The 19,412-nt window shown below is 65.5% G+C and carries 20 protein-coding genes; 4 read left to right on the top strand and 16 right to left on the bottom strand.

From position 1 onward, the window contains the following. Positions 1–14: 14 nt before the first annotated feature. Together MLB1_RS05095 and MLB1_RS05100 are read left to right on the top strand one after the other, a co-directional pair. Complete coding sequence (locus MLB1_RS05095) at positions 15–1,190, top strand: PspC domain-containing protein (RefSeq protein ID WP_180748596.1); 1,176 nt, start codon at positions 15–17, stop codon at positions 1,188–1,190. After that, a complete protein-coding gene (locus MLB1_RS05100) occupies positions 1,183–1,461 on the top strand; it encodes a hypothetical protein (protein WP_371750559.1) in 279 nt (92 codons plus the stop codon). Before MLB1_RS05095 ends, MLB1_RS05100 begins: the two co-directional genes overlap by 8 nt. Positions 1,462–1,468: 7 nt before the next feature. Here the strand turns inward: MLB1_RS05100 and guaA are convergent, their stop codons facing one another. From guaA to guaB, 4 genes are all read right to left on the bottom strand, one after another. After that, positions 1,469–3,037 carry a glutamine-hydrolyzing GMP synthase gene (gene guaA, locus MLB1_RS05105; protein WP_180748597.1) on the bottom strand — a complete coding sequence of 523 codons (1,569 nt, stop codon included), beginning with the start codon at positions 3,035–3,037 and terminating at the stop codon, positions 1,469–1,471. A gap of 82 nt (positions 3,038–3,119) precedes the next feature. Continuing rightward, on the bottom strand, positions 3,120–4,865 hold the full coding sequence (locus tag MLB1_RS05110; protein ID WP_180748598.1) for a GMC family oxidoreductase: 1,746 nt from the start codon (positions 4,863–4,865) through the stop codon (positions 3,120–3,122). A gap of 93 nt (positions 4,866–4,958) precedes the next feature. Further along, positions 4,959–6,095 (bottom strand): GuaB3 family IMP dehydrogenase-related protein, encoded by a 1,137-nt coding sequence (locus tag MLB1_RS05115; protein WP_180748599.1) that lies wholly within the window; start codon positions 6,093–6,095, stop codon positions 4,959–4,961. A gap of 27 nt (positions 6,096–6,122) precedes the next feature. Further along, positions 6,123–7,658 (bottom strand): IMP dehydrogenase, encoded by a 1,536-nt coding sequence (gene guaB / locus MLB1_RS05120; RefSeq protein ID WP_180748600.1) that lies wholly within the window; start codon positions 7,656–7,658, stop codon positions 6,123–6,125. 163 nt (positions 7,659–7,821) lie between these two features. Here guaB and MLB1_RS05125 point away from each other — a divergent pair, with 163 nt between their 5' ends. Beyond that, on the top strand, positions 7,822–8,226 hold the full coding sequence (locus MLB1_RS05125) for a DUF5319 domain-containing protein (RefSeq protein ID WP_005056069.1): 405 nt from the start codon (positions 7,822–7,824) through the stop codon (positions 8,224–8,226). A 16-nt stretch (positions 8,227–8,242) separates the two neighbouring features. Here MLB1_RS05125 and MLB1_RS05130 read toward each other — a convergent pair whose 3' ends face one another. From MLB1_RS05130 to MLB1_RS05140, 3 genes are all read right to left on the bottom strand, one after another. Continuing rightward, positions 8,243–9,583: an anti-sigma-D factor RsdA gene (locus tag MLB1_RS05130; protein WP_180748601.1), complete on the bottom strand. Its 1,341-nt coding sequence runs from the start codon at positions 9,581–9,583 to the stop codon at positions 8,243–8,245. Beyond that, positions 9,576–10,154, bottom strand: coding sequence for a sigma-70 family RNA polymerase sigma factor (locus MLB1_RS05135; RefSeq protein ID WP_180748602.1), 579 nt, complete (start codon positions 10,152–10,154; stop codon positions 9,576–9,578). Before MLB1_RS05135 ends, MLB1_RS05130 begins: the two co-directional genes overlap by 8 nt. A gap of 89 nt (positions 10,155–10,243) precedes the next feature. Then, the gene (locus MLB1_RS05140; RefSeq protein WP_371750560.1) at positions 10,244–11,089 is read right to left on the bottom strand and encodes a hypothetical protein; all 846 of its coding nucleotides are present in this window, start codon (positions 11,087–11,089) and stop codon (positions 10,244–10,246) included. A gap of 349 nt (positions 11,090–11,438) precedes the next feature. On the opposite strand from MLB1_RS05140, the gene MLB1_RS05145 reads away from it, so the two are divergent. Then, positions 11,439–11,729: a WhiB family transcriptional regulator gene (locus tag MLB1_RS05145; RefSeq protein ID WP_180748603.1), complete on the top strand. Its 291-nt coding sequence runs from the start codon at positions 11,439–11,441 to the stop codon at positions 11,727–11,729. A gap of 68 nt (positions 11,730–11,797) precedes the next feature. Here the strand turns inward: MLB1_RS05145 and MLB1_RS05150 are convergent, their stop codons facing one another. The 9 genes from MLB1_RS05150 to alr form a co-directional block, all read right to left on the bottom strand. Beyond that, the gene (locus MLB1_RS05150; protein ID WP_180749700.1) at positions 11,798–12,124 is read right to left on the bottom strand and encodes a DUF4333 domain-containing protein; all 327 of its coding nucleotides are present in this window, start codon (positions 12,122–12,124) and stop codon (positions 11,798–11,800) included. 85 nt (positions 12,125–12,209) lie between these two features. Then, positions 12,210–13,829: a chaperonin GroEL gene (gene groL / locus MLB1_RS05155; RefSeq protein WP_180748604.1), complete on the bottom strand. Its 1,620-nt coding sequence runs from the start codon at positions 13,827–13,829 to the stop codon at positions 12,210–12,212. A gap of 135 nt (positions 13,830–13,964) precedes the next feature. After that, positions 13,965–14,267, bottom strand: coding sequence for a co-chaperone GroES (gene groES, locus MLB1_RS05160; protein ID WP_032668542.1), 303 nt, complete (start codon positions 14,265–14,267; stop codon positions 13,965–13,967). Between the two features lie 275 nt (positions 14,268–14,542). After that, on the bottom strand, positions 14,543–15,577 hold the full coding sequence (gene tsaD / locus MLB1_RS05165) for a tRNA (adenosine(37)-N6)-threonylcarbamoyltransferase complex transferase subunit TsaD (protein ID WP_180748605.1): 1,035 nt from the start codon (positions 15,575–15,577) through the stop codon (positions 14,543–14,545). Positions 15,578–15,584: 7 nt separating this feature from the next. Then, complete coding sequence (rimI, locus tag MLB1_RS05170) at positions 15,585–16,046, bottom strand: ribosomal protein S18-alanine N-acetyltransferase (protein WP_180748606.1); 462 nt, start codon at positions 16,044–16,046, stop codon at positions 15,585–15,587. Continuing rightward, entirely contained in the window at positions 16,043–16,666 is a 624-nt protein-coding gene (gene tsaB / locus MLB1_RS05175; protein WP_180748607.1) for a tRNA (adenosine(37)-N6)-threonylcarbamoyltransferase complex dimerization subunit type 1 TsaB, read from the bottom strand. The genes rimI and tsaB overlap by 4 nt, the downstream gene beginning before the upstream one ends. Beyond that, positions 16,663–17,130, bottom strand: coding sequence for a tRNA (adenosine(37)-N6)-threonylcarbamoyltransferase complex ATPase subunit type 1 TsaE (gene tsaE, locus MLB1_RS05180; RefSeq protein ID WP_180748608.1), 468 nt, complete (start codon positions 17,128–17,130; stop codon positions 16,663–16,665). Before tsaE ends, tsaB begins: the two co-directional genes overlap by 4 nt. Further along, on the bottom strand, positions 17,127–18,218 hold the full coding sequence (locus MLB1_RS05185) for an alpha/beta fold hydrolase (protein ID WP_180748609.1): 1,092 nt from the start codon (positions 18,216–18,218) through the stop codon (positions 17,127–17,129). Before MLB1_RS05185 ends, tsaE begins: the two co-directional genes overlap by 4 nt. Next, positions 18,208–19,392, bottom strand: coding sequence for an alanine racemase (gene alr / locus MLB1_RS05190; RefSeq protein WP_180749701.1), 1,185 nt, complete (start codon positions 19,390–19,392; stop codon positions 18,208–18,210). Before alr ends, MLB1_RS05185 begins: the two co-directional genes overlap by 11 nt. Between the last annotated feature and the right edge of the window lie 20 nt (positions 19,393–19,412).

The raw sequence follows: 19,412 nt of genomic DNA on the forward strand, positions 1-19,412 counted from the left end.
CAACTATTGCTGTCATGGACACCGATACGGACACCAAGCGGGCGCCGTCCTCCACGCTTGGGGACATGTGGCGAACCCGGCCCTTGCGACTACCGGGACACGGAAAGCTCGCCGGTGTGGCCGCGGGAATCGGATACCGCTACAACGTCGATCCGCTGTTGGTACGCGTAATTTTTGTGGTCACAACATTTTTCGGCGGCGCCGGTGCGGTGATGTACGTGGCGTGCTGGCTGCTGATGCCCACTGCCCGCTACACCACCCCATATCACGAGTCCAAGGTTAAGACGGTCTTCTGGATTATCGTCCTGTTGCTCGTCGGCGGGCCGTTCATCGACACCGACCGAGAGCCGTGGGGATTGGTCAGTGCCGCGGTCCTACTCGGCGGCTGGTATCTGCTCTATCAGCGCCAGACCGAGCCTCCGGCGGCCCCGAAAACCAACGCGGCCGGTTCCGCAGTGAGCGGTGCCGACCAGGCCACCGAGGATGACCAGACCGATAACGCCACAGCGGCGACCACACCGGCCGGCTTGAACGAGCCGCTGCTGGCGGCCCCACCCGCATGGGACCCGCTACGGGCGGCGCCCTTTGCCTGGGACCTACCCAATCCGGCCCCCCTGCCCGCACCGCCGGTCAAGCCCAAGTCCCGCGTGGCGAAGGTGACTATCGGCGCGGCAATCATCGTCAGCGCGATACTCGTGGCCATCGGGCTGTTGGGCGGCAGCTGGGTGACACCCGTGGTGGTGACGGCGGCGGCACTGGTTGTCGTAGGGGTCGGCATGCTGGCGGGCGCATGGCTCCGCAGCGGTTACTCCCTGCTCTTCCTGGCGATTCCACTGACCGGGTTCGTCATCGTGGCCTCCGCGGTGGGCCCACTGGAGGTGTCCCTCAACATCGGCGACCAAAGCTACCGCCCCACAGAGGCTTCCGACATACAGAGCGACTACGAGATCGGCGTGGGCACCATCACCCTTGACCTCACACAGATCAAGCTCACCGGCGACAAGACGGTGAACCTCCGTGCCGGGCTGGGCGACATCCAGGTGCTGGTTCCAGCGTCGATGAACGTACACAGCAAGTGCGAGGTGAACGTCGGCAGCTTCGACTGCCTACCCTCACCCACCAGCACCGGTCCGGTACTGACAATCAACTCCAAAATCAACATGGGAAGCATTGAGGTGCAACGTGTCTGAGAACATGAACGCCGCGGCAGACGCCGACAGCAACATCACGCCGAAAAACCGGGCGGAGTCCCTACCTGAAGTCACTGCCCACGAGAAGGTCAGGCCGTCCATTCTCCTGGCGCTGTCCGGTCTGGCCGCATTGATCGTCGGGGGTTGGGCACTGACCGGTCAGGATTTCGGCGAACTGGTGGTCAGCGACCTGCTCGGCTGGGTCGCGATCGCCATCGCCATCGCCATCGGCGTTGCGCTGGTGGCGGTTCCGGCCCGACAAAACCGCTAGCTTCGCGTCATTCCCATTCGATGGTGCCGGGCGGCTTGCTGGTGATATCCAGGACCACCCGATTCACCTCCGGCACCTCGTTGGTGATCCGGGTGGAAATCCGCTCCAGCACCTCGTAGGGCAGTCGCGTCCAGTCCGCCGTCATGGCGTCCTCACTGGACACCGGGCGCAACACGATGGGGTGCCCGTAGGTGCGGCCGTCGCCCTGCACTCCGACCGAGCGGACATCGGCCAAGAGCACCACCGGGCACTGCCAGATATTGCGGTCCTGGCCCGCGGCGGTAAGTTCCTCGCGCGCAATGGCATCGGCGCGACGCAGGGTATCCAGCCGGTCAGCAGTGACCTCGCCGACGATCCGGATTGCCAGCCCCGGCCCGGGGAAGGGTTGACGGCCAACGATTTCCTCGGGCAGACCCAGTTCACGACCGACCGCGCGAACCTCATCCTTAAACAGCAGACGCAGCGGCTCCACGAGGGCGAAGCTCAGGTCCTCTGGCAGCCCGCCCACGTTGTGGTGGCTCTTGATATTGGCCGTACCGCTGCCTCCCCCGGACTCGACGACGTCCGGGTACAGCGTGCCCTGCACCAAAAAATCGATCCCATCCTCCGAGTTGCCAATCGCGTCGGAGACGGCGCCCTCGAACGCCCGGATGAATTCACGGCCAATGATTTTGCGTTTGGCCTCCGGGTCGCTGACACCGGCGAGCTCGCTCAGGAATGTCTCGGCGACATCGACAGTCACCAGCTTGGCGCCGGTTGCCGCGACGAAGTCGTGCTGCACCTGTGCCCGCTCGCCGCTGCGCAGCAGACCGTGGTCAACGAACACACAGGTAAGCCTGTCACCGATGGCGCGTTGCACCAGGGCTGCCGCCACCGCCGAGTCCACCCCACCGGACAGCCCGCACAATGCGCGTCCGTCACCGATCTGCGTGCGGACCTGCTCGACCAGCGACTCTGCGATATTGGCTGCCGTCCATGTGGATTCGATGCCCGCGAATTCATGCAGGAAGCGGCTGAGTACCTGTTGTCCATGTGGCGAGTGCAGCACCTCGGGGTGATACTGCACGCCGGCCAGCCGACGCGATCGATTCTCGAACGCCGCGACGGGGGCGCCCTCGCTGCTGGCGACGACGGTAAAACCTTGTGGCGCCTCTGTTACCGCGTCGCCGTGGCTCATCCAGACGGGCTGTAGCTCAGGCAGACCATCATGTAAGTCTCCACCCGAGACATTCAGCTCGGTGCGGCCGTACTCGCTGGTGCCGGTGTGTGCGACCGTGCCGCCAAGCACCTGCGCCATGGCCTGAAATCCGTAGCAGATACCGAAAACTGGAACATCTAAGTCGAATACGCCCGGATCGAGCTGAGGCGCCCCCACCTCGTAAACACTCGACGGGCCGCCGGACAGGATGATTGCCCGCGGGTCGCGTTCCTTGATCTCCTCGATGCTGGCCGAGTGCGCGATCACCTCCGAGAACACGCGTGCCTCGCGGACCCGCCGCGCAATCAGCTGCGCGTACTGCGCCCCGAAATCGATGACCAGAACCGGTCGGTCGCCATGCTGCTCCGTTTGCGCCACCGGCTTAGCTTAATGGTGCCGATAGCTGGCCCGACGAGCTGGGGGAACCGCCCACTTGCGGGGGAGAGCGCAGCGACCGGGTCTAACTAACTGACCTCACCGGTTCGATCGGAAGACGTCGCAACGCACCGGGTGCACCCACCGGGACCACGGGGTGCGCCGGCGGAACCGGCGACATCCGCTGGTATGCCAGCCCCTGCTGCGGACGCAGGTCGATCTCACCCTTGTTCGGCCACAACGACGCCGCCCGCTCGGCCTGTGCGGTGATGCTCAGCGACGGGTTGACGCCCAGGTTCGCCGAGATCGCCGCCCCGTCCACGACGTACATGGTCGGGTAGCCGTACACCCGGTGATAGGGGTCGATGACGCCGTCCTCCGGGCTGGTCCCGATGACCGCACCGCCTAGGAAATGCGCGGTGAGCGGGATGTTGAACAGCTCGCCCCAGGTGCCGCCAGCCACACCGTCGATTTTGGCGGCAAGTCGCCTGGTGGCCTCGTTCCCGGCGGGAATCCAGGTGGGATTGGGTTCGCCGTGGCCCTGTTTGCTGTCCAAGCGCCGCCAGAACAGCGTCTTCTTGGTGAACGTGGTGATCGAGTTGTCCAGGTGCTGCATGACGAGAGCGATCACGGTCCGCTCGCTCCATTGCGTCACGTTGAGCATCCGCAGGGTGCCCCTGGGGTCAGCGCGGGCGGCCTCGATGAGCTGGCGCCATCGCGACTTCTCGCCGTCCCCGTCGGTCATCAGGGTCTGCAGCAGCCCCATCGCGTTGGACCCCTTGCCATACCGGACCGGCTCGATATGGGTATCGCTGGTGGGGTGGAACGAGGACGTGATGGCCACCCCGTGGGTGAGGTCCAGGTCGTCCTTGTATTCCAATCGCCCTGCGCCGACGATGGATTCGGAGTTGGTTCGCGTGAGCACGCCCAACCGATCCGAAAGCCTGGGCAGCAGGCCCTTGTCCTTCATCTTGAACAACAGGTTCTGCGTGCCCCAGGTACCCGCAGCGAGTACGACGTGCTTGGCGGTGTAGGTCTTGCGCTGCTTACGCAGCCAGCGGCCGGTGGCCTTGGTGGACACCTGCCACACGCCATCTGCGCCCTCTTCGACTGCGGTGACTGTCGTCAACGGAATGACCTGGGCACCAGAGGATTCAGCCAGCCCCAGATAGTTCTTGACGAGGGTGTTCTTGGCGCCGACCCGGCAACCGGTCATGCAGGAACCACACTCGGTGCAGCCCACCCGGTCGGGTCCGGCACCGCCGAAGTAGGGATCGGCCACCTTGACTCCGGGAGCCTTGGCGCCGTCGGGCCCGAAGTAGACACCCACCGGTGTGGCGACGAAGGTGTCGCCGGCACCCATATCGTCGGCGACCTCCTTGATGAGTCGATCCGCATCGGTGAAGGTGGGGTTCTTCACCACGCCAAGCATCCGCTGCGCCTGCTCGTAGTGCGGGGAGAGCTCAGCGCGCCAGTCGGTGATGCCCTTCCACTGCGGATCGCTGAAGAATGGCTCGGGCGGTACGTACAGCGTGTTGGCGTAGTTCAGCGAGCCACCGCCCACCCCGGCACCCGCCAGGATCATGCAGTTACTCAGCAGATGGATCCGCTGAATCCCGAAGCACTTGAACATCGGCGCCCACAGGAACTTGCGCAGATCCCACGATGTCTCGGCGAATTCCTCGTCCGAGAACCGACGACCCGCCTCCAGGACCCCTACGCGGTAACCCTTTTCGGTCAACCGCATGGCGGTGACGCTCCCGCCGAATCCGGATCCGACGATGAGGACGTCAAAGTCAGGTTCTGGCTGGACTGCTACCGGTGATGACATCGTTGGCCTACCTCCGCGTGGTCACGTTACCGACCAGTATGGAATACAACGAGGGGGGTTATGTAAATTAGGTCACCCTAAGTAGACACACGTCTAAGAGGTGACGGTCAGGCCGACCTTCTGGAACTCCTTGAGATCGCAGTATCCGGCCTTCGCCATCGAACGACGGAGGCCGCCAACGAGATTCAACGTACCGAACGGGTCGTCGGACGGCCCGTTGAGCACCTCGCTCAGTGGTGGCCGCTCCCCCACCGCCACCTGCAGCAGCGCACCACGGGGCAGCGAGGGATGCGCGGCAGCATTGGGCCAGAACCACCCGTCACCCGCGGCCTCCCGCGCGGCCGCCAGCGGCGTGCCCAGCACGACGGCGTCGGCACCACAGGCGATGGACTTCGCAAGATCGCCCGAGGTGTGGATGTCGCCATCGGCCAACACGTGGACATACCGGCCGCCGGTCTCATCGAGATACTCACGGCGGGCGGCGGCGGCGTCGGCGATGGCGGTGGCCATGGCCACGCTGATGCCCAGCACCTCTCCACTGGTTGTCGCACCCGCGGTCTGCCCGTACCCGACGATGACACCCGCGGCCCCGGTCCGCATCAGGTGTAAGGCCGTGCGGTGATCGATCACACCACCGGCGACAACCGGGATATCCAGTTCGGAGATAAAGGTTTTCAGGTTGAGAGGCTCGCCGTCGCGGGCCACCCGCTCGGCCGAGACGATGGTGCCGTGGATGACCAGCAGGTCGATACCGGCGGCGATCAGATGCGGGGTGAGCAGCTGCGCATTCTGCGGGCTCACTCTCACGGCGGTGGTCACGCCGGCCCCGTGAACCTCGGTGATGGCCGCCGCCAACAGCTCGGGATCGATTGGTGCCGAATGCAATTCCTGTAGCAGACGAATCGCGGCAGAAGGCTCCGGCTCCTTCTGGGCGATCTCGACCACCTCGGCGATGCGCGCCTCGACGTCGGCGTGCCGGCCCCACAATCCCTCACCGTTGATGACGCCGAGCCCGCCGGCCCTGCCAAGTTCGATTGCGAAGCGCGGCGATACCAGCGCATCGGTCGGGTGCGCCACCACCGGAATCTCGAAACGATACGCATCGAGCTGCCACGCCGTCGACGCGTCCTGTGAGGAACGAGTGCGGCGCGACGGAACGATGTTCACATCATCGAGCTCGTAGGTGCGGCGAGCTGTTCTGCCCATGCCAATTTCGACGAGGTCACGCATCTTGACTCCCTTTGTCGTGCCGAATGCTCAACGCACGTAGTAGTTCGGCGCCTCGGCCGTCATGGTGATGTCGTGCGGATGGCTTTCCTTCAGCCCCGCCGCGGTGATCTGTACGAACTGAGCGCGCTGTAGCTCCTCGATGCTCGACGCCCCGGTGTACCCCATGGCCGCGCGCAGCCCGCCCGTCAGTTGGTGCATGACCGTCGACAAAGGACCACGGAACGGAACCCGGCCCTCGATGCCTTCGGGTACCAGCTTGTCCTCCGACAACACATCGTCCTGGAAGTAGCGGTCCTTCGAGTAGCTCTGCCCGGTGTTTCCCGCAGCACCGCGCCCCTGCATGGCACCCATCGACCCCATACCGCGGTAGCTCTTGAACTGCTTGCCGTTGACGAAGATCAGCTCGCCGGGCGACTCCGCGGTACCTGCCAGCAGTGACCCCAGCATGGTCGTGGACGCACCGGCCGCGAGCGCCTTGGCGATATCGCCCGAGTACTGCATGCCGCCGTCGGCGATGACGGGCACACCGGCGAGGTGGCAGACCGCAGACGCCTCGAGTATCGCGGTGATCTGTGGTGCGCCGACACCTGCCACCACGCGTGTGGTGCAGATGGAACCCGGTCCCACGCCGACCTTCACCGCGTCGGCGCCTGCTTCGATGAGCGCCGCAGCGCCCGACCGAGTGGCCACGTTGCCGCCGACCACGTCGACGCGCTCGCCCACCTCGGCTTTGAGCTTGCCAACCATGTCGAGCACCTTGCGGTTGTGTGCGTGCGCGGTGTCCACGATCAGCACGTCGACACCGGCATCCGCAAGAGCCATGGCCCGGGCCCATGCGTCGTCGCCCACACCGACGGCCGCACCGACCAGGAGCCGACCGTCACTGTCCTTGGTGGCGTTGGGATGCTGTTCGGTCTTCGCGAAGTCCTTGACCGTGATGAGACCGGTCAGGCGGCCCTGTCCGTCGACGATCGGCAGCTTCTCGATCTTGTGGCGCCGCAGCAGCCCCAGCGCGGCGTCGGCGGTCACACCCTGGCGCGCGGTGATCAGCGGTGGCTTGGTCATGACCTCGGCGACCGACTTGGACAGGTCTGCCTCGAACCGCATATCGCGGTTGGTGATGATGCCGACGAGCGAACCGGCCTTGTCGACCACGGGCAAGCCGGAGATCCGGAACCGGGCGCATAGGGCGTCGACCTCGGCCAGCGTGTTCTCCGGCGAGCAGGTCACCGGGTTGGTGACCATACCGGCCTCGGACCGCTTGACGGTCTCGACCTGGCCGGCCTGAGCCTCCAGCGAGAGATTGCGGTGCAGCACGCCCATGCCGCCGGCGCGCGCCATCGCGATGGCCATCCTGGCCTCGGTAACGGTGTCCATGGCCGAGCTGACCAGCGGGACGCTCAGTCTGATCCGCTTCGTCAGCTGCGATGAGGTGTCGGCGCCGCTCGGCAACACATCCGATGCCGCAGGCAGCAACAGCACATCGTCGAAGGTCAAACCGAGCATGGCGACCTTGTGCGGGTCGTCGCCGCCGGTGTGGACGGACCCTGCCGCAATGGTCATTCAAGCCTCCATGCCAGATAGCCGTCGTATTCATCCCAGGTGTGGAACGGGAAGGAGTAGATCCATCCTATCGGCTCGTCTCGGCTGCAATGTCCCGGACATATGCTCGGGCATGCCCCAGGTGAGCTGGCGCGCGAACCCGCGAATTGCGTACTCTAAGGGTGTGCGCGACCACTTTCCGCCGGGATTGCCACCAGACCCGTTCGCCGACGATCCCCACGATCCGTCGGCCGCGCTCGACGCTATCGAGCCGGGGCAACCGCTCGACCCGCAGGAGCGGATCGCGGTCGAGGAGGATCTTGCCGACCTCGCGGTCTATGAGGCGTTGCTGGCCCATAAGGGAATTCGCGGCCTCGTGGTGTGCTGTGACGAATGCCAGCAGGATCACTATCACGACTGGGACATGCTGCGCGCGAACCTGCTGCAGCTGCTCGTCGACGGAACCGTCCGCCCGCACGAGCCGGCCTTCGATCCCGAACCGGAAGCCTACGTGACCTGGGATTATTGCCGCGGATACGCAGACGCCTCACTCAACGAGGCGGCGACGGACCGCGACGGGTTCCGCTGATCCATTCGTTCTCGGCCTATTCGCCGGAGCTCGTACCCGATCCACTGCCCTGATTCGACGACCCGCCGCCCGGGTTGGCCGGTGCCACCGGCACCGACGTCATTACCGGCATGTGTCGCGACGGACCGTCAGAGCCAGAACCCGCGTTCCCGCTGCTGCCGGGGAAACCATGGATGTTCCCGGATCCTGGGTTGTTGGGTGCTTGATAGATCGGCACTTGGTTGTCGGGAGTGCGAGTAATCGGTGACGGCGCTTGGATCGTCGTCGGCGCAGTGATGGCGGGACTGTCGCCGATCCCCCGCTGGGTGGTGACGATGGTCACCCCCTCGGGAGTGGTCGGGACGGTTTGGACCGGCGCTGTAGACGGCGGCGTGGTGCCGATGGCGGATCCCGGCACCGAAGTGGATGTACCGGGCGTCGACGGTGCCGTTGACGTCTCCGTCGCGCTGGACGGTGTCGATGTCGAGCTCGGGGGCGTCGACGTGGCCGACGAGGTGGTTGACGTAGACGTAGAACTTGTCGACGTTGATGTCGATGTCGATGTCGTAGAACTTGTCGACGTGGAGTCGGAGGTACTCGTTGATGTCGAACTAGTCGTCTCCGTCGGCGACGAAGGCGTTGTCGTCGTCTCGGACGTGGTGGCTGTCGACGACGTCGTCGAGGTGGTCGAACTCGTGATGGGCGCAATCACCGGCGGCGACAGCATGATCCGCGGTGTCTCGGTCACCATCGCCGGCGGCACCGTCGCCTCCGGGTTCTTGGCATCGATCCTGACCTCGGCCTGCTGGACCCGGCTGGCCAACTCGGCCTTCTGTTGGGCATCGCCGACCTCGTTGACGCGCGCGGCGGCCACTCCGAGCTGCTGCTGCGCCCCCTCCCAATCTCCTTGGGAGATAAGCTTTTCCACCTGTGCGAGTTCGGTCTGTGCCGACAACACCACGGGATCGGTACGCACCGTCGGGCCGGTGCCGAACAGCGAACTTCGCAGCCCATACAGCGCGTCACCGGGATGCGATTGGTAAAGCGCCGCACCGAATCCGCCGAATAGCAGCGTCACGGCGGCAGCCGAACCCACCGTCGTGGCCAGGAGCCGCGAACGGCCACCACGGTCACGCAGTGCGTTACGGGCCTGCCCAAGTGTGGGTTTCGCCGGCATCGGCTCGCGCCCGACATCCTCACGCCACGCCGCCAGCATCATCGCCACGGCGTACTCATCGGAATCAGAGGTGGCCACCGGCAGATCGGCCGCAATGGCATCGATCATCCGGTTGGTGCGCCGCAGCGCCGCCAGGTCCTCCGGCCCCTCGTTGCCCGGCCCGCCCTGCCCACCGGGGAACCATCCGCGTCCGTCAGCCACGGTGATCACCTGCCCGGGTCATCTCGGCCTTGAGCTTTTGCAATGCCCTGTGCTGCGCCACCCGCACTGCGCCCGCACTACTGCCGACCGCATCGGCGGTCTCCTCCGCCGAGAGGCCGACGACAACGCGCAAGATCAAGATCTCGCGCTGCTTCTCCGGTAGCACTTCCAACAGGGCCTGCATCCGTCGCGCCGATTCGGAGTTCAACGCCTCCTGCTCGGGCCCCGCATTGCGGTCGAACTGCTCGGGAAGGGTCTCTGCCGGATCGGACTTGTCCCGGGACATCGCCCGGTGCGCATCGGCAACCTTGTGTGCGGCGATGCCGTACACAAACGCCAGGAACGGCCGTCCCTGATCCCGATAACGAGGCAGTGCTGCGATCACCGCGAGACACACCTCCTGCGCAACATCGTCGGCGGAGAGACCACTTCTTTCCGTCGTACCGACACGCGCGCGGCAATAACGCACCACGACGGGCCGGATGGCACCAAGTACCTCGGAAAGCGCGTCGCGATCGCCTTTGACGGCAGCAGCAACGACGTCGTCGAGCCCGCTCTCCGTACTTGTCATCGACTGCGCATTCCCCAGTGTTACGTGTGGTGCACCGTAGTGGTGCTGTTACCTAGGACAATAGCGTTGGACGCCACGGGGCAACGCATTTAGTCCACCACCTCAAGGCGCCAGCGCCCGCCTGCGCGCACTATCCCCGCGGCACATTCGCGGCGAACGGCAACGAGTTCCTCGAGACTGTGCCGGGCCCCCTCGAACGACGGCAGACCCGCCAACATCGCCGCCAGCGCCCAACGCAGCGGCACCAACCCATTCGTCGTCGCGGCCTGCAGCCCGCGCGCCGCGACCGCAGCAGACTCATCGAAATCCCCGGCGCTGCTGAGCGCCGCGGCGAGCACCATCGCGGTCTTGACCTGGTGTCTTACCGATGGAACATCCGCCGCGAGCTGTTCGGCAGTGCGGGCATACCGAAGCGATCGCGGGCCGTCGCCAGACACCATCGCCAGCTCGGCGTGCACCCAGGCCAGTCGCAGGGGCAGGCGCCACGGCCAACGAACGCCGCCCGGTGCGGACAGAGCCTCGGCCTGTTCCAGTAACGCGTGAGCGAGTGGGAATCGCGCCAGACCCAGCGCATCCGCCGCCAACCCGATGAGCGCATCGGACCGTGCTTCCGCATCCGTGCCCGCCACCGCCAGCGCTCGGCCGTCCAAACCGCGAGCCTGTGCATGCCACCCGAGCTGGCGCACGAGCGATGCGCGTGTGCTCTGCGCTAACGAGGCCAACCGGCCTGTCCGGCCACCCGGCGCCACCAGCGCGTCCAGCTCGGCATGAGCGGCCGCATACCGCCCCGCTCCCCCCAGCGCCACGGCGCGCAGCCAGGCATCCTCACCTGTCGAGGCAGGCGGAAGTGGCCAAGTAGCTGGAAGCGGCCCGAAGGCGGCATCCGTCAGCACGGCCGGTGTGGAGGTTCGGAAAATGACCATGGGAGCGGTCACGGTACCAATTTCCCCCAATATGGGGTTAACAGTTGATGCAGCGGATGTTAAATCGACGTCAACGGGTGGCGTAAACAGTTACCCAACACAGCATTAAGTAAACGGAAAGCCCGCGGCCAAAACCCGCTGACCACGCAGGTGAGCGACCGCCACATACCAGTCGTGAGCAAAGGCGATGAACGTGATGTTAATTCTGGACCTCTTAGCGTGATGTTGCCATGATCATCGCCTATTGACTGGATTTCAGCCGCGCACCTACGTTGTGTACACCGCTTGTCATCGGCGACACGTCTGGTGCTACTTCACTCACGCGCAGGTCGACTGCGCGCGCAGCGAGAGGGTTAACCACATGCCGCAGCCACAGCAACTGCCTGGGCCCAACGCAGATATTTGGGATTGGCAGATGAAGGGCCTTTGCCGAGGAGTCGACTCCTCGGTGTTCTTCCATCCCGACGGTGAACGCGGCCGCGCTCGCGCCCAGCGCGAGATGAAGGCCAAGGAGATGTGCCGGGCATGCCCGGTGCTGGTGCAGTGCCGCGCACACGCGCTGGGCGTCGGCGAGCCCTACGGAATCTGGGGTGGACTCTCGGAGGCCGAGCGCGAACTGATTCTGCGTCGCGGGGTTCGCCGCACCGCCTAACACGTCAAACAAACGTCGGGCCCCCGCACCCAGATGGTGGCGGGGGCCCGACGTTTGCGGAACGACTGTTACGGGGTCGAGCCTGCCGACTCGGTGTTGACCGCCCAATTGAAGTAGATCTGCGATCCCTTGACGTCGGTTGCTATCACGGTGACTTCGATCGTCTGGCCCTCGGTGTCCACGACCTTGCACCGCTGCGTTGCGCCCTTCTCACCCTTCAGCGGCCCGTCACACGTGGCGCTGGTGATCTTGATACCGGTCTTGCTCTTGATTCCGTCCTTGAGCCCGTCCTGCAGCTTCGATGTGGACAGCTCGGAGGTCAGCCCCAGATCGAAGGCTCCCCCGCAGCCAGTGAGTAACAGCGCGGCGAGAACAACAGCCGACAGTCGAGAGATACAAGTACTCATGCACCTAAGTAAACCGTCGCAGAAACGAAAACACCCCCGGCCACTCGGGCCGGGGGTGTTTTCGTAGTACCGCCTAGTGGGCGTGACCGTGATGGCCGTGCCCGTGGTCGACTGCCCCGGCAGGTTTCTCCACAATCGCCGTCTCAGTCGTGAGGATCATCCGTGCCGCGGACGCCGCGTTGATGACGGCCGAGCGGGTCACCTTCACCGGGTCGATGACGCCATCGGCGATCAGGTCGCCGTACTCCAGCGTCGCGGCGTTGAAACCGTGCCCGGCATCGAGCTCGGCCACCTTGCTGACCACAACGGCTCCGTCCAACCCCGCATTGGTGGCGATCCAGAACAGGGGCGCGGAGAGCGCGGCCTCGAACACGTCGACACCCTTGGCCTCATCACCCTTGAGCTCGACACGCAAGCCGTCCAGCGCCGAACGGGCCTGCACCAGGGCGCTACCGCCGCCGGCGACGATGCCCTCCTCCACAGCCGCCTTGGCCGCCGAGACGGCGTCCTCCACGCGGTGCTTGCGCTCCTTGAGCGCGGTATCGGTGGCAGCGCCCACCTTGATCACAGCCACGCCGCCGGCCAGCTTGGCGAGCCGCTCCTGCAGCTTCTCGCGGTCCCAGTCCGAGTCGGTGGTTTCGATCTCCGCCTTCAGCTGCGCGACGCGCGCCTTGATGGCCTCCTCGGAGCCGCCGCCGTCGACGATGACCGTCTCGTCCTTGCTCACCACGACGCGGCGGGCAGTTCCGAGCACCTCGATACCCACCTCGCGCAGCGACAGGCCCACGTCGGGGTTGACCACCTGCGCGTTGGTGATGATCGCCAGGTCCTCCAGGAATGCCTTGCGGCGATCCCCGAAGAATGGCGCCTTGACCGCGACGGCCTTGAGGGTCTTGCGGATCGCGTTGACGACCAGGGTGGACAGCGGCTCGCCTTCCACATCCTCGGCCACGATCAGCAGCGGCTTACCCTCCTTGGCCACCAGCTCCAACAGCGGCAGCAGGTCCGGTAGCGAGCTGATCTTGTCGCGGTGCAGCAGCACCAGCGCGTCCTCCAGGATCGCCTTCTGCTCGTCGAAGTCGGTAACGAAGTACTGCGACAAGTAGCCCTTGTCGAACTGCACACCATCGGTGATGACGAGCTCGGTGTTGATGGTCGACGACTCTTCGACGCTGACCACGCCGTCCCTGCCGACCTGGGTCATGGCCCGGCCAACCAACTCGCCGATCTCGGGGTCACGCGAGGAGACCGTGGCCACCTGCGCGATCGCGTGCTCGCCGGATACCGGGGCGGCCACAGTCAGCAGACGCTCCGACACCGCGTCGGCGGCACGGGCGATACCGGCCCCGAGCGCGATCGGGTTGGCACCGGCGGCCACGTTGCGCAGACCGGCATGTACCAGCGCCTGAGTCAACACCGTGGCGGTGGTGGTGCCGTCACCGGCGACGTCGTTGGTCTTGGTGGCCACCGATTTGACCAGCTGAGCGCCCAGGTTCTCGAACGGGTCTTCCAGGTCGATATCGCGGGCGATGGTGACGCCGTCGTTGGTCACGACAGGACCGCCGAACGCCTTGGCCAGCACCACGTGCCGTCCGCGGGGACCGAGCGTGACCTTGACCGCGTCGGACAGCTTGTCGACCCCGGCTTCCAGGGCGCGGCGCGCGGTCTCGTTGAATTCGATCAGCTTGCTCATGTGTTCTCTCTATTCAGCGTCGAGAAGGCACTCGGGTACAGATTCCGGGTTCTCGCGGAAAGGAATGGGGGCCGAACGCATGCCGCCCCGGAAATCGCCTGCGGTGCAGGTGGTTTCCGGGGCGGTCACACAGTGCTACTTGCTAACGACAGCCAGTACGTCGCGAGCCGACAGGATCAGGTACTCCTCGCCGTTGTACTTGATCTCGGTGCCGCCGTACTTGCTGTAAATGACGACGTCGCCCTCGGACACGTCCAGGGGGATCCGCTTCTCGCCATCCTCATCCCAGCGGCCGGGGCCAACTGCGACGACGGTGCCTTCTTGCGGCTTCTCCTTGGCGGTGTCCGGGATGACCAGACCGGAAGCGGTCGTGGTCTCGGCCTCATTGGCCTGCACGAGGATCTTGTCCTCGAGTGGCTTGATGTTCACGGCCACAATGATCCCTTTCGCTCTCAGGGTGGCTCGGTGGGCCTGATGCCCACGAGCCTGGATTGTCAATAGATGTTTCGGCGGCCGGATGAATGCCGAGTCGTCGTCGCGGGTGCCGACACGACGTCAACCGATCGCCATCTAGCACTCTATACATGAGAGTGCTAGTGCTCAAGGCTGGGCTGTTCCTTACCGCCCAGAGTCCCCGGACCCATGAGCAGATGGGTGATGGCGAGTCGATCGCCGATGCTCAACTCCCCCTGCTGCGCGCCCACGCGAGACGCTCATCGCACCTGCCCTTTCACGACGGGAAGTCCGGGGTCCGCGGCGGCCTGCAGCGAGGACGGTTCCGCGCCCGCAGCCACCAGATGCGCCGCGAAGGAGGCGATCATGGCGCCATTGTCGGTACACAACCGCAGCGGCGGCACCCGGAGCGTCACACCGACGTCGGCGCACCGCTGCTCGGCGAGTTCACGCACCCGCGAGTTGGCGGCCACCCCGCCTGCAATCAGCAGTGTCGACACCCCTAGATCCGTCGCCGCCCGCACCGCCTTCATGGTCAGCACATCGGCCACCGACTCCTGAAAGCCGGCGGCCACGTCTGCAGGGACGAAATCGGAGTCTTCGCGGTGTTTTTCCACGTAGCGTGCGACTGCCGTCTTGAGCCCGGAGAAGCTGAAGCTGTGCCTGTCGTCGCGCGGCCCCGTCATACCGCGCGGAAACTGAACCGCCGACGAATCACCTTCTCGCGCAAGATCGTCAAGCACCTTGCCGCCCGGGTATCCCAGCCCGAGCAGCCGGGCCACCTTGTCGTAGGCCTCACCGGCCGCATCGTCGACCGTGGCACCCAGTTCCTCGATGGGCTCGGCCAGCGACCGTACGTGCAAGAGACTGGTATGCCCACCCGAGACCAGGAGCGCCACGCATTCGGGTAACGGCCCGTTCTCGTAGACGTCGGCGGCAATATGCCCGCCCAGATGGTTCACGCCGTAAAACGGCACCCCCCAGGCCAGCGCCAGTCCCTTGGCGGCCGAGACCCCGACGAGGAGCGCACCGGCCAGCCCCGGCCCGATCGTCGCAGCGATCACGTCGGGCTTCTGTACACCGGCGATGTCCAGTGCACGCCGTGCAGTAACACCGAGAGCCTCCAGATGGGCGCGCGACGCGATCTCGGGAACCACCCCGCCGAAACGTGCATGCTCGTCGACGCTGGACGCCACCTCATCGGCCAACAGCACCACAGATCCGTCGGGGGTCAGCTCAGCGATACCCACTCCGGTTTCGTCGCAGGAGCTTTCGATGGCAAGGATGACTGTCATGACGGGTTCAGCCTAAGCGACCAGGGCGTTTCATGGTGAAGGCATCGGCTCCGCTACCCGGGTAGTACCGCTTGCGCACGCCGACGGTCTCGAATCCGGTACCGCGGTAGAGAGCAATCGCCGCCTCATTGTCGGTGCGCACCTCCAGGAAAATCGGCCCCGGGTCTTGGTCGGCATGCGCGAGCAACCCGTCCAGCAGCCGCTGCCCGATACCCCGTTTCTGGTACGCGGGATCGACACCGATGGTGTGAATCTCGTACTCCGGTTCGTGATGCCCTAACCGGGAGATGCCGCCGTACCCCACGAGGGTGCGTCCGTCCCTGGCCGCTAGATAGTGAAGGTGCGAGGACTCAAGCTCGGCACGAAAGGCTGACTCCGGCCACGGGTCGTCGCCCACGAACAGGATCGCCTCAAGCTCGGCGCACCGGCGGATATCGCGCCGACGAAGTGGCCCGAGCTCGATCGTCATCGACGGGGTTCTTGGGCATCGGGGCGACGCAGGTACAGCGGGGTCAATGCCCCCGGCGGTTGGCCCCAATCGGCCGCGAGCACCAGCCTGGACGGCGACGGGTACCGACGGTCGAGTACCGGGAGGTCGAAAAGCGTTGTGTGGTCTGGCGATCCGGCCACCTGGGCGTAGCTCTGCCATGGCACGTCTGCGGGGGCGTTGACCGCGGGGCCGCTGATACGCGTTCCGTCCCGGTATCCGGCCCAGTACACCTCGCGTCGGCGCGCGTCGGTGACGACGAGGACGCTGCCGACGGTGCCATAGCCGATGGCATCGAGAGTGCAGACCGGATACACCGGGATGTCCAGTGCCAGGCCCATCGCCGATGCGGTCGCCATACCCACGCGCAGTCCCGTGAACGGGCCCGGGCCGCAGCCCACCACGATGGCACCGAGATCACTGACCGGGAAGTCCGCGTCGGCGCACGCTGCCCCGATGTTCGGCGTGAGGGCCTCCGCATGCCCCCTGGCGCCCATGGTGATTCGCTCGGACAGGGTCTGCACCGACCCATCCGGTGAGCGTCTGACAAGCCCCGCCGTGATGGCGGGGGTAGCCGTGTCCACAGCGAGTATCACGCTCATAGCTCACGGCTCCAATGCCAGGTCGCGGTGCGCTCATCGGAGTCGATCGCACGTTCCAGCCGGATGTCCAGATGGTGTTCCGACAGCCGCTCGGCGAGTCCCTCGCCCCATTCGACGACCACCACCGAATCGTCCAAATCGGTATCCAGGTCCAACGAGTCGAGCTCTCCGATCAGGTCGGTACTTTGGTGTTGCAGCAGCCGGTAGACATCCACGTGCACCAACGCCGGAGCACCCACCCGCCGTGCCTCATGGACCCTTGCCAGCACGTACGACGGTGAGGTGATGGGACCGTCGACATCCAGACCCTGAGCGATCCCCTTGGTCAACGCGGTCTTGCCGGCGCCGAGAGGCCCGCTCAACACGATCACATCGCCCGCGACGAGATCACGTCCGATCCGCACCCCGAAATCAAGCGTGTCCTGCAGCGTCGGCAGCGCGACGGTCCCCGACTCATCGATCACAGCCCGGTCCTATCACGCAGACGCTGCTTGATAGCGGAAAAGAGTGTCGGGGTTGAACGCATGACAAGCCGGTCAATACCGTCGTTGACGATTCCCGGATGCTCCAGCTGCACCAGATGCCCAGACTCGCTTACCAGGATCAACTCGTTATGCCCGTTTGGCCCCAATTGCGCTGCCATGGACTCCGATTCAGTCTGCGGAGTGAGCATGTCGGTGTCCCCGCACACCACCAAACTGGGCAACGGCGCAATAGTCGGCAGCGCCGCGGTCTCGTCGTGCTGCTCCAGAGCCCGCAGGAAATCCACGATGGTGGTGACCGGAGTCTGATGGATCATCCGTTCACTGAACTTCACCAGTGTGGGGCTTACCCGCCGGCCTCCGTACGACGCGGCCTGCAGCACCGGGCCGACGAGTGATTTGACGGCGCCGCGACCGTGGTGGGCGGGACGAGGCGCGTAATGCACGGCCGTCCGCAGGACGCGCAGCGCCGGATTGCGCAGACCTTCGCCGATCGCGGTCTGCGAAAGACCTTCGGCCGCACTGGCGATCAAGCCAACGCCGACAATCTTGCGGCCATATTGCTCGGGGTGGCGTCCGGCGTGCGCAAGAATGGTCATACCGCCCATCGAGTGCCCCACCAAGACCGCGTTACCCCGGGGCACCAGCAGACGTAACACGGATTCGAGATCGTCGCCGAGCTGGCTGATGGTGCAGGACTCCGGGGCAGGAAGGCCCGAACGCCCGTGTCCGCGTTGGTCATAGAAGACCATGCGGACCTTATCGCCCCAGCGGCTCGCAAGTTCGCGACGCTGGAAATGAAACGACGCCATCTGCAGACAGAAGCCGTGCACGAACACGACGGTCAGCGGCGCGTTCGCCGGGCCCACCTCGCGGACCGCCAGCGGCACACCGTCATCGGTCATCACGATGCTGCCGCGATCGGTCTCCAGAAGGTCGAAGTTCTCGCTGCGATAGGGGTCATCGAACTTACGTCTGCCGATCGAGCGCGCAGTGCCGACACCGGCCACCGCTACCACGGCGCCAAGCCCCGTGACGCCTGCCAGCCAGGCGTTCGACTTATTGCTCAACGGTCCCGGAATCCCGATACGTCCGCACGATCCTGCCCCGCGGGCCGGTGACCACTTCGTAGGCGATGGTGTCGAGCAGTTCCGCCCAGTCCTGCGCGGTGGGCTCTCCCGCAGCACCCGGCCCGAACAGCGTCGCGACATCGCCGGGCTTCACCCCGGCCTCGTTGTCACCTACGTCGACCACGAACTGGTCCATGCAGACGCGCCCCACATTCGGGTAACGACGCCCACCGATCGCCACCTCAAAACGGTTACCCAACCCGCGGGTCACACCGTCCGCGTATCCGATCCCGACAAGTGCCGCGTTGGTGTCATGCGGAGCCGTCCACACGTGGCCGTACGACACGCCTTCGCCGGCCCGCACCGGCTTCACCGAGGACACCGCACAGGTCACAGACATCGCCGGGATCAGGTCGGTATCCACCTCGCCTGGCATCGGGTTGATGCCGTACACCGCAATACCGGGGCGCACCATGTCATATCGGACATCGGGCCGGGTCAATGTGGCCGCCGAATTCGACAGGTGCGCCAGCTCGTAACGCACACCAAGGCTGCGGGCCAGCTCAAGCGCCTCGTCGAACCGGCGGATCTGCATGTCGATGGTGGGATTACCGGGCTGATCGGCATATGCAAAATGAGACATGATGCCGCGCACCCGAATTGACTGCTCGGACTGCGCCTTCGCCAACGCCTCGAAGAGGTCACGGGTGTACTCGGCGGGTACCCCATTGCGATTGAGCCCGGTGTCCACCTTGACGGTCGTTATCGCCTGGCGTCCCGTGGACTGCGCCGCCTCGATCAGCTCACTCAGCTGGTCGAGCGAGGACACCGCGATCTCGATGTCAGCCGTGAGCGCGGCGGCGTAGTCGGCGCCAGGCGCGTGCAACCAGGCGAGCAGTGGCGCATCGATACCCCCGGCCCGAACCTGCAGTGCCTCGCTGATGGTGGCGACACCCAGCTCGTCGGCTCCAGAGGCGACCGCGGCGCGTGCGACCTGTACGGCCCCGTGCCCGTAACCGTCGGCCTTGACGACCACCATGAGCCGAGCCGAGCCCGCATGCTCACGAAGCAGCCGGACATTGTGTGCGATAGCGCCGAGGTCGACGACGGCCTGCGCCGTGGTCTCCCCCGTGTTCGGCGGGAGACCGGCTGCAGGCGCTGTGGTCTTCGGAATTGTCGTCACCGCCCATATTG

This window comes from Mycobacteroides sp. LB1 (assembly GCF_013449725.1).
Taxonomy (GTDB): domain Bacteria; phylum Actinomycetota; class Actinomycetes; order Mycobacteriales; family Mycobacteriaceae; genus Mycobacterium.

Coding starts and splice junctions, on each gene's coding strand:
- MLB1_RS05095 (WP_180748596.1), top strand. CDS start 15: ATGGACACCGATACGGACACCAAGCGGGCGCCGTCCTCCACGCTTGGG.
- MLB1_RS05110 (WP_180748598.1), bottom strand. CDS start 4,865: ATGTCATCACCGGTAGCAGTCCAGCCAGAACCTGACTTTGACGTCCTC.
- MLB1_RS05115 (WP_180748599.1), bottom strand. CDS start 6,095: ATGCGTGACCTCGTCGAAATTGGCATGGGCAGAACAGCTCGCCGCACC.
- guaB (WP_180748600.1), bottom strand. CDS start 7,658: ATGACCATTGCGGCAGGGTCCGTCCACACCGGCGGCGACGACCCGCAC.
- MLB1_RS05135 (WP_180748602.1), bottom strand. CDS start 10,154: ATGACAAGTACGGAGAGCGGGCTCGACGACGTCGTTGCTGCTGCCGTC.
- MLB1_RS05145 (WP_180748603.1), top strand. CDS start 11,439: ATGCCGCAGCCACAGCAACTGCCTGGGCCCAACGCAGATATTTGGGAT.
- groL (WP_180748604.1), bottom strand. CDS start 13,829: ATGAGCAAGCTGATCGAATTCAACGAGACCGCGCGCCGCGCCCTGGAA.
- tsaD (WP_180748605.1), bottom strand. CDS start 15,577: ATGACAGTCATCCTTGCCATCGAAAGCTCCTGCGACGAAACCGGAGTG.
- rimI (WP_180748606.1), bottom strand. CDS start 16,046: ATGACGATCGAGCTCGGGCCACTTCGTCGGCGCGATATCCGCCGGTGC.
- tsaB (WP_180748607.1), bottom strand. CDS start 16,666: ATGAGCGTGATACTCGCTGTGGACACGGCTACCCCCGCCATCACGGCG.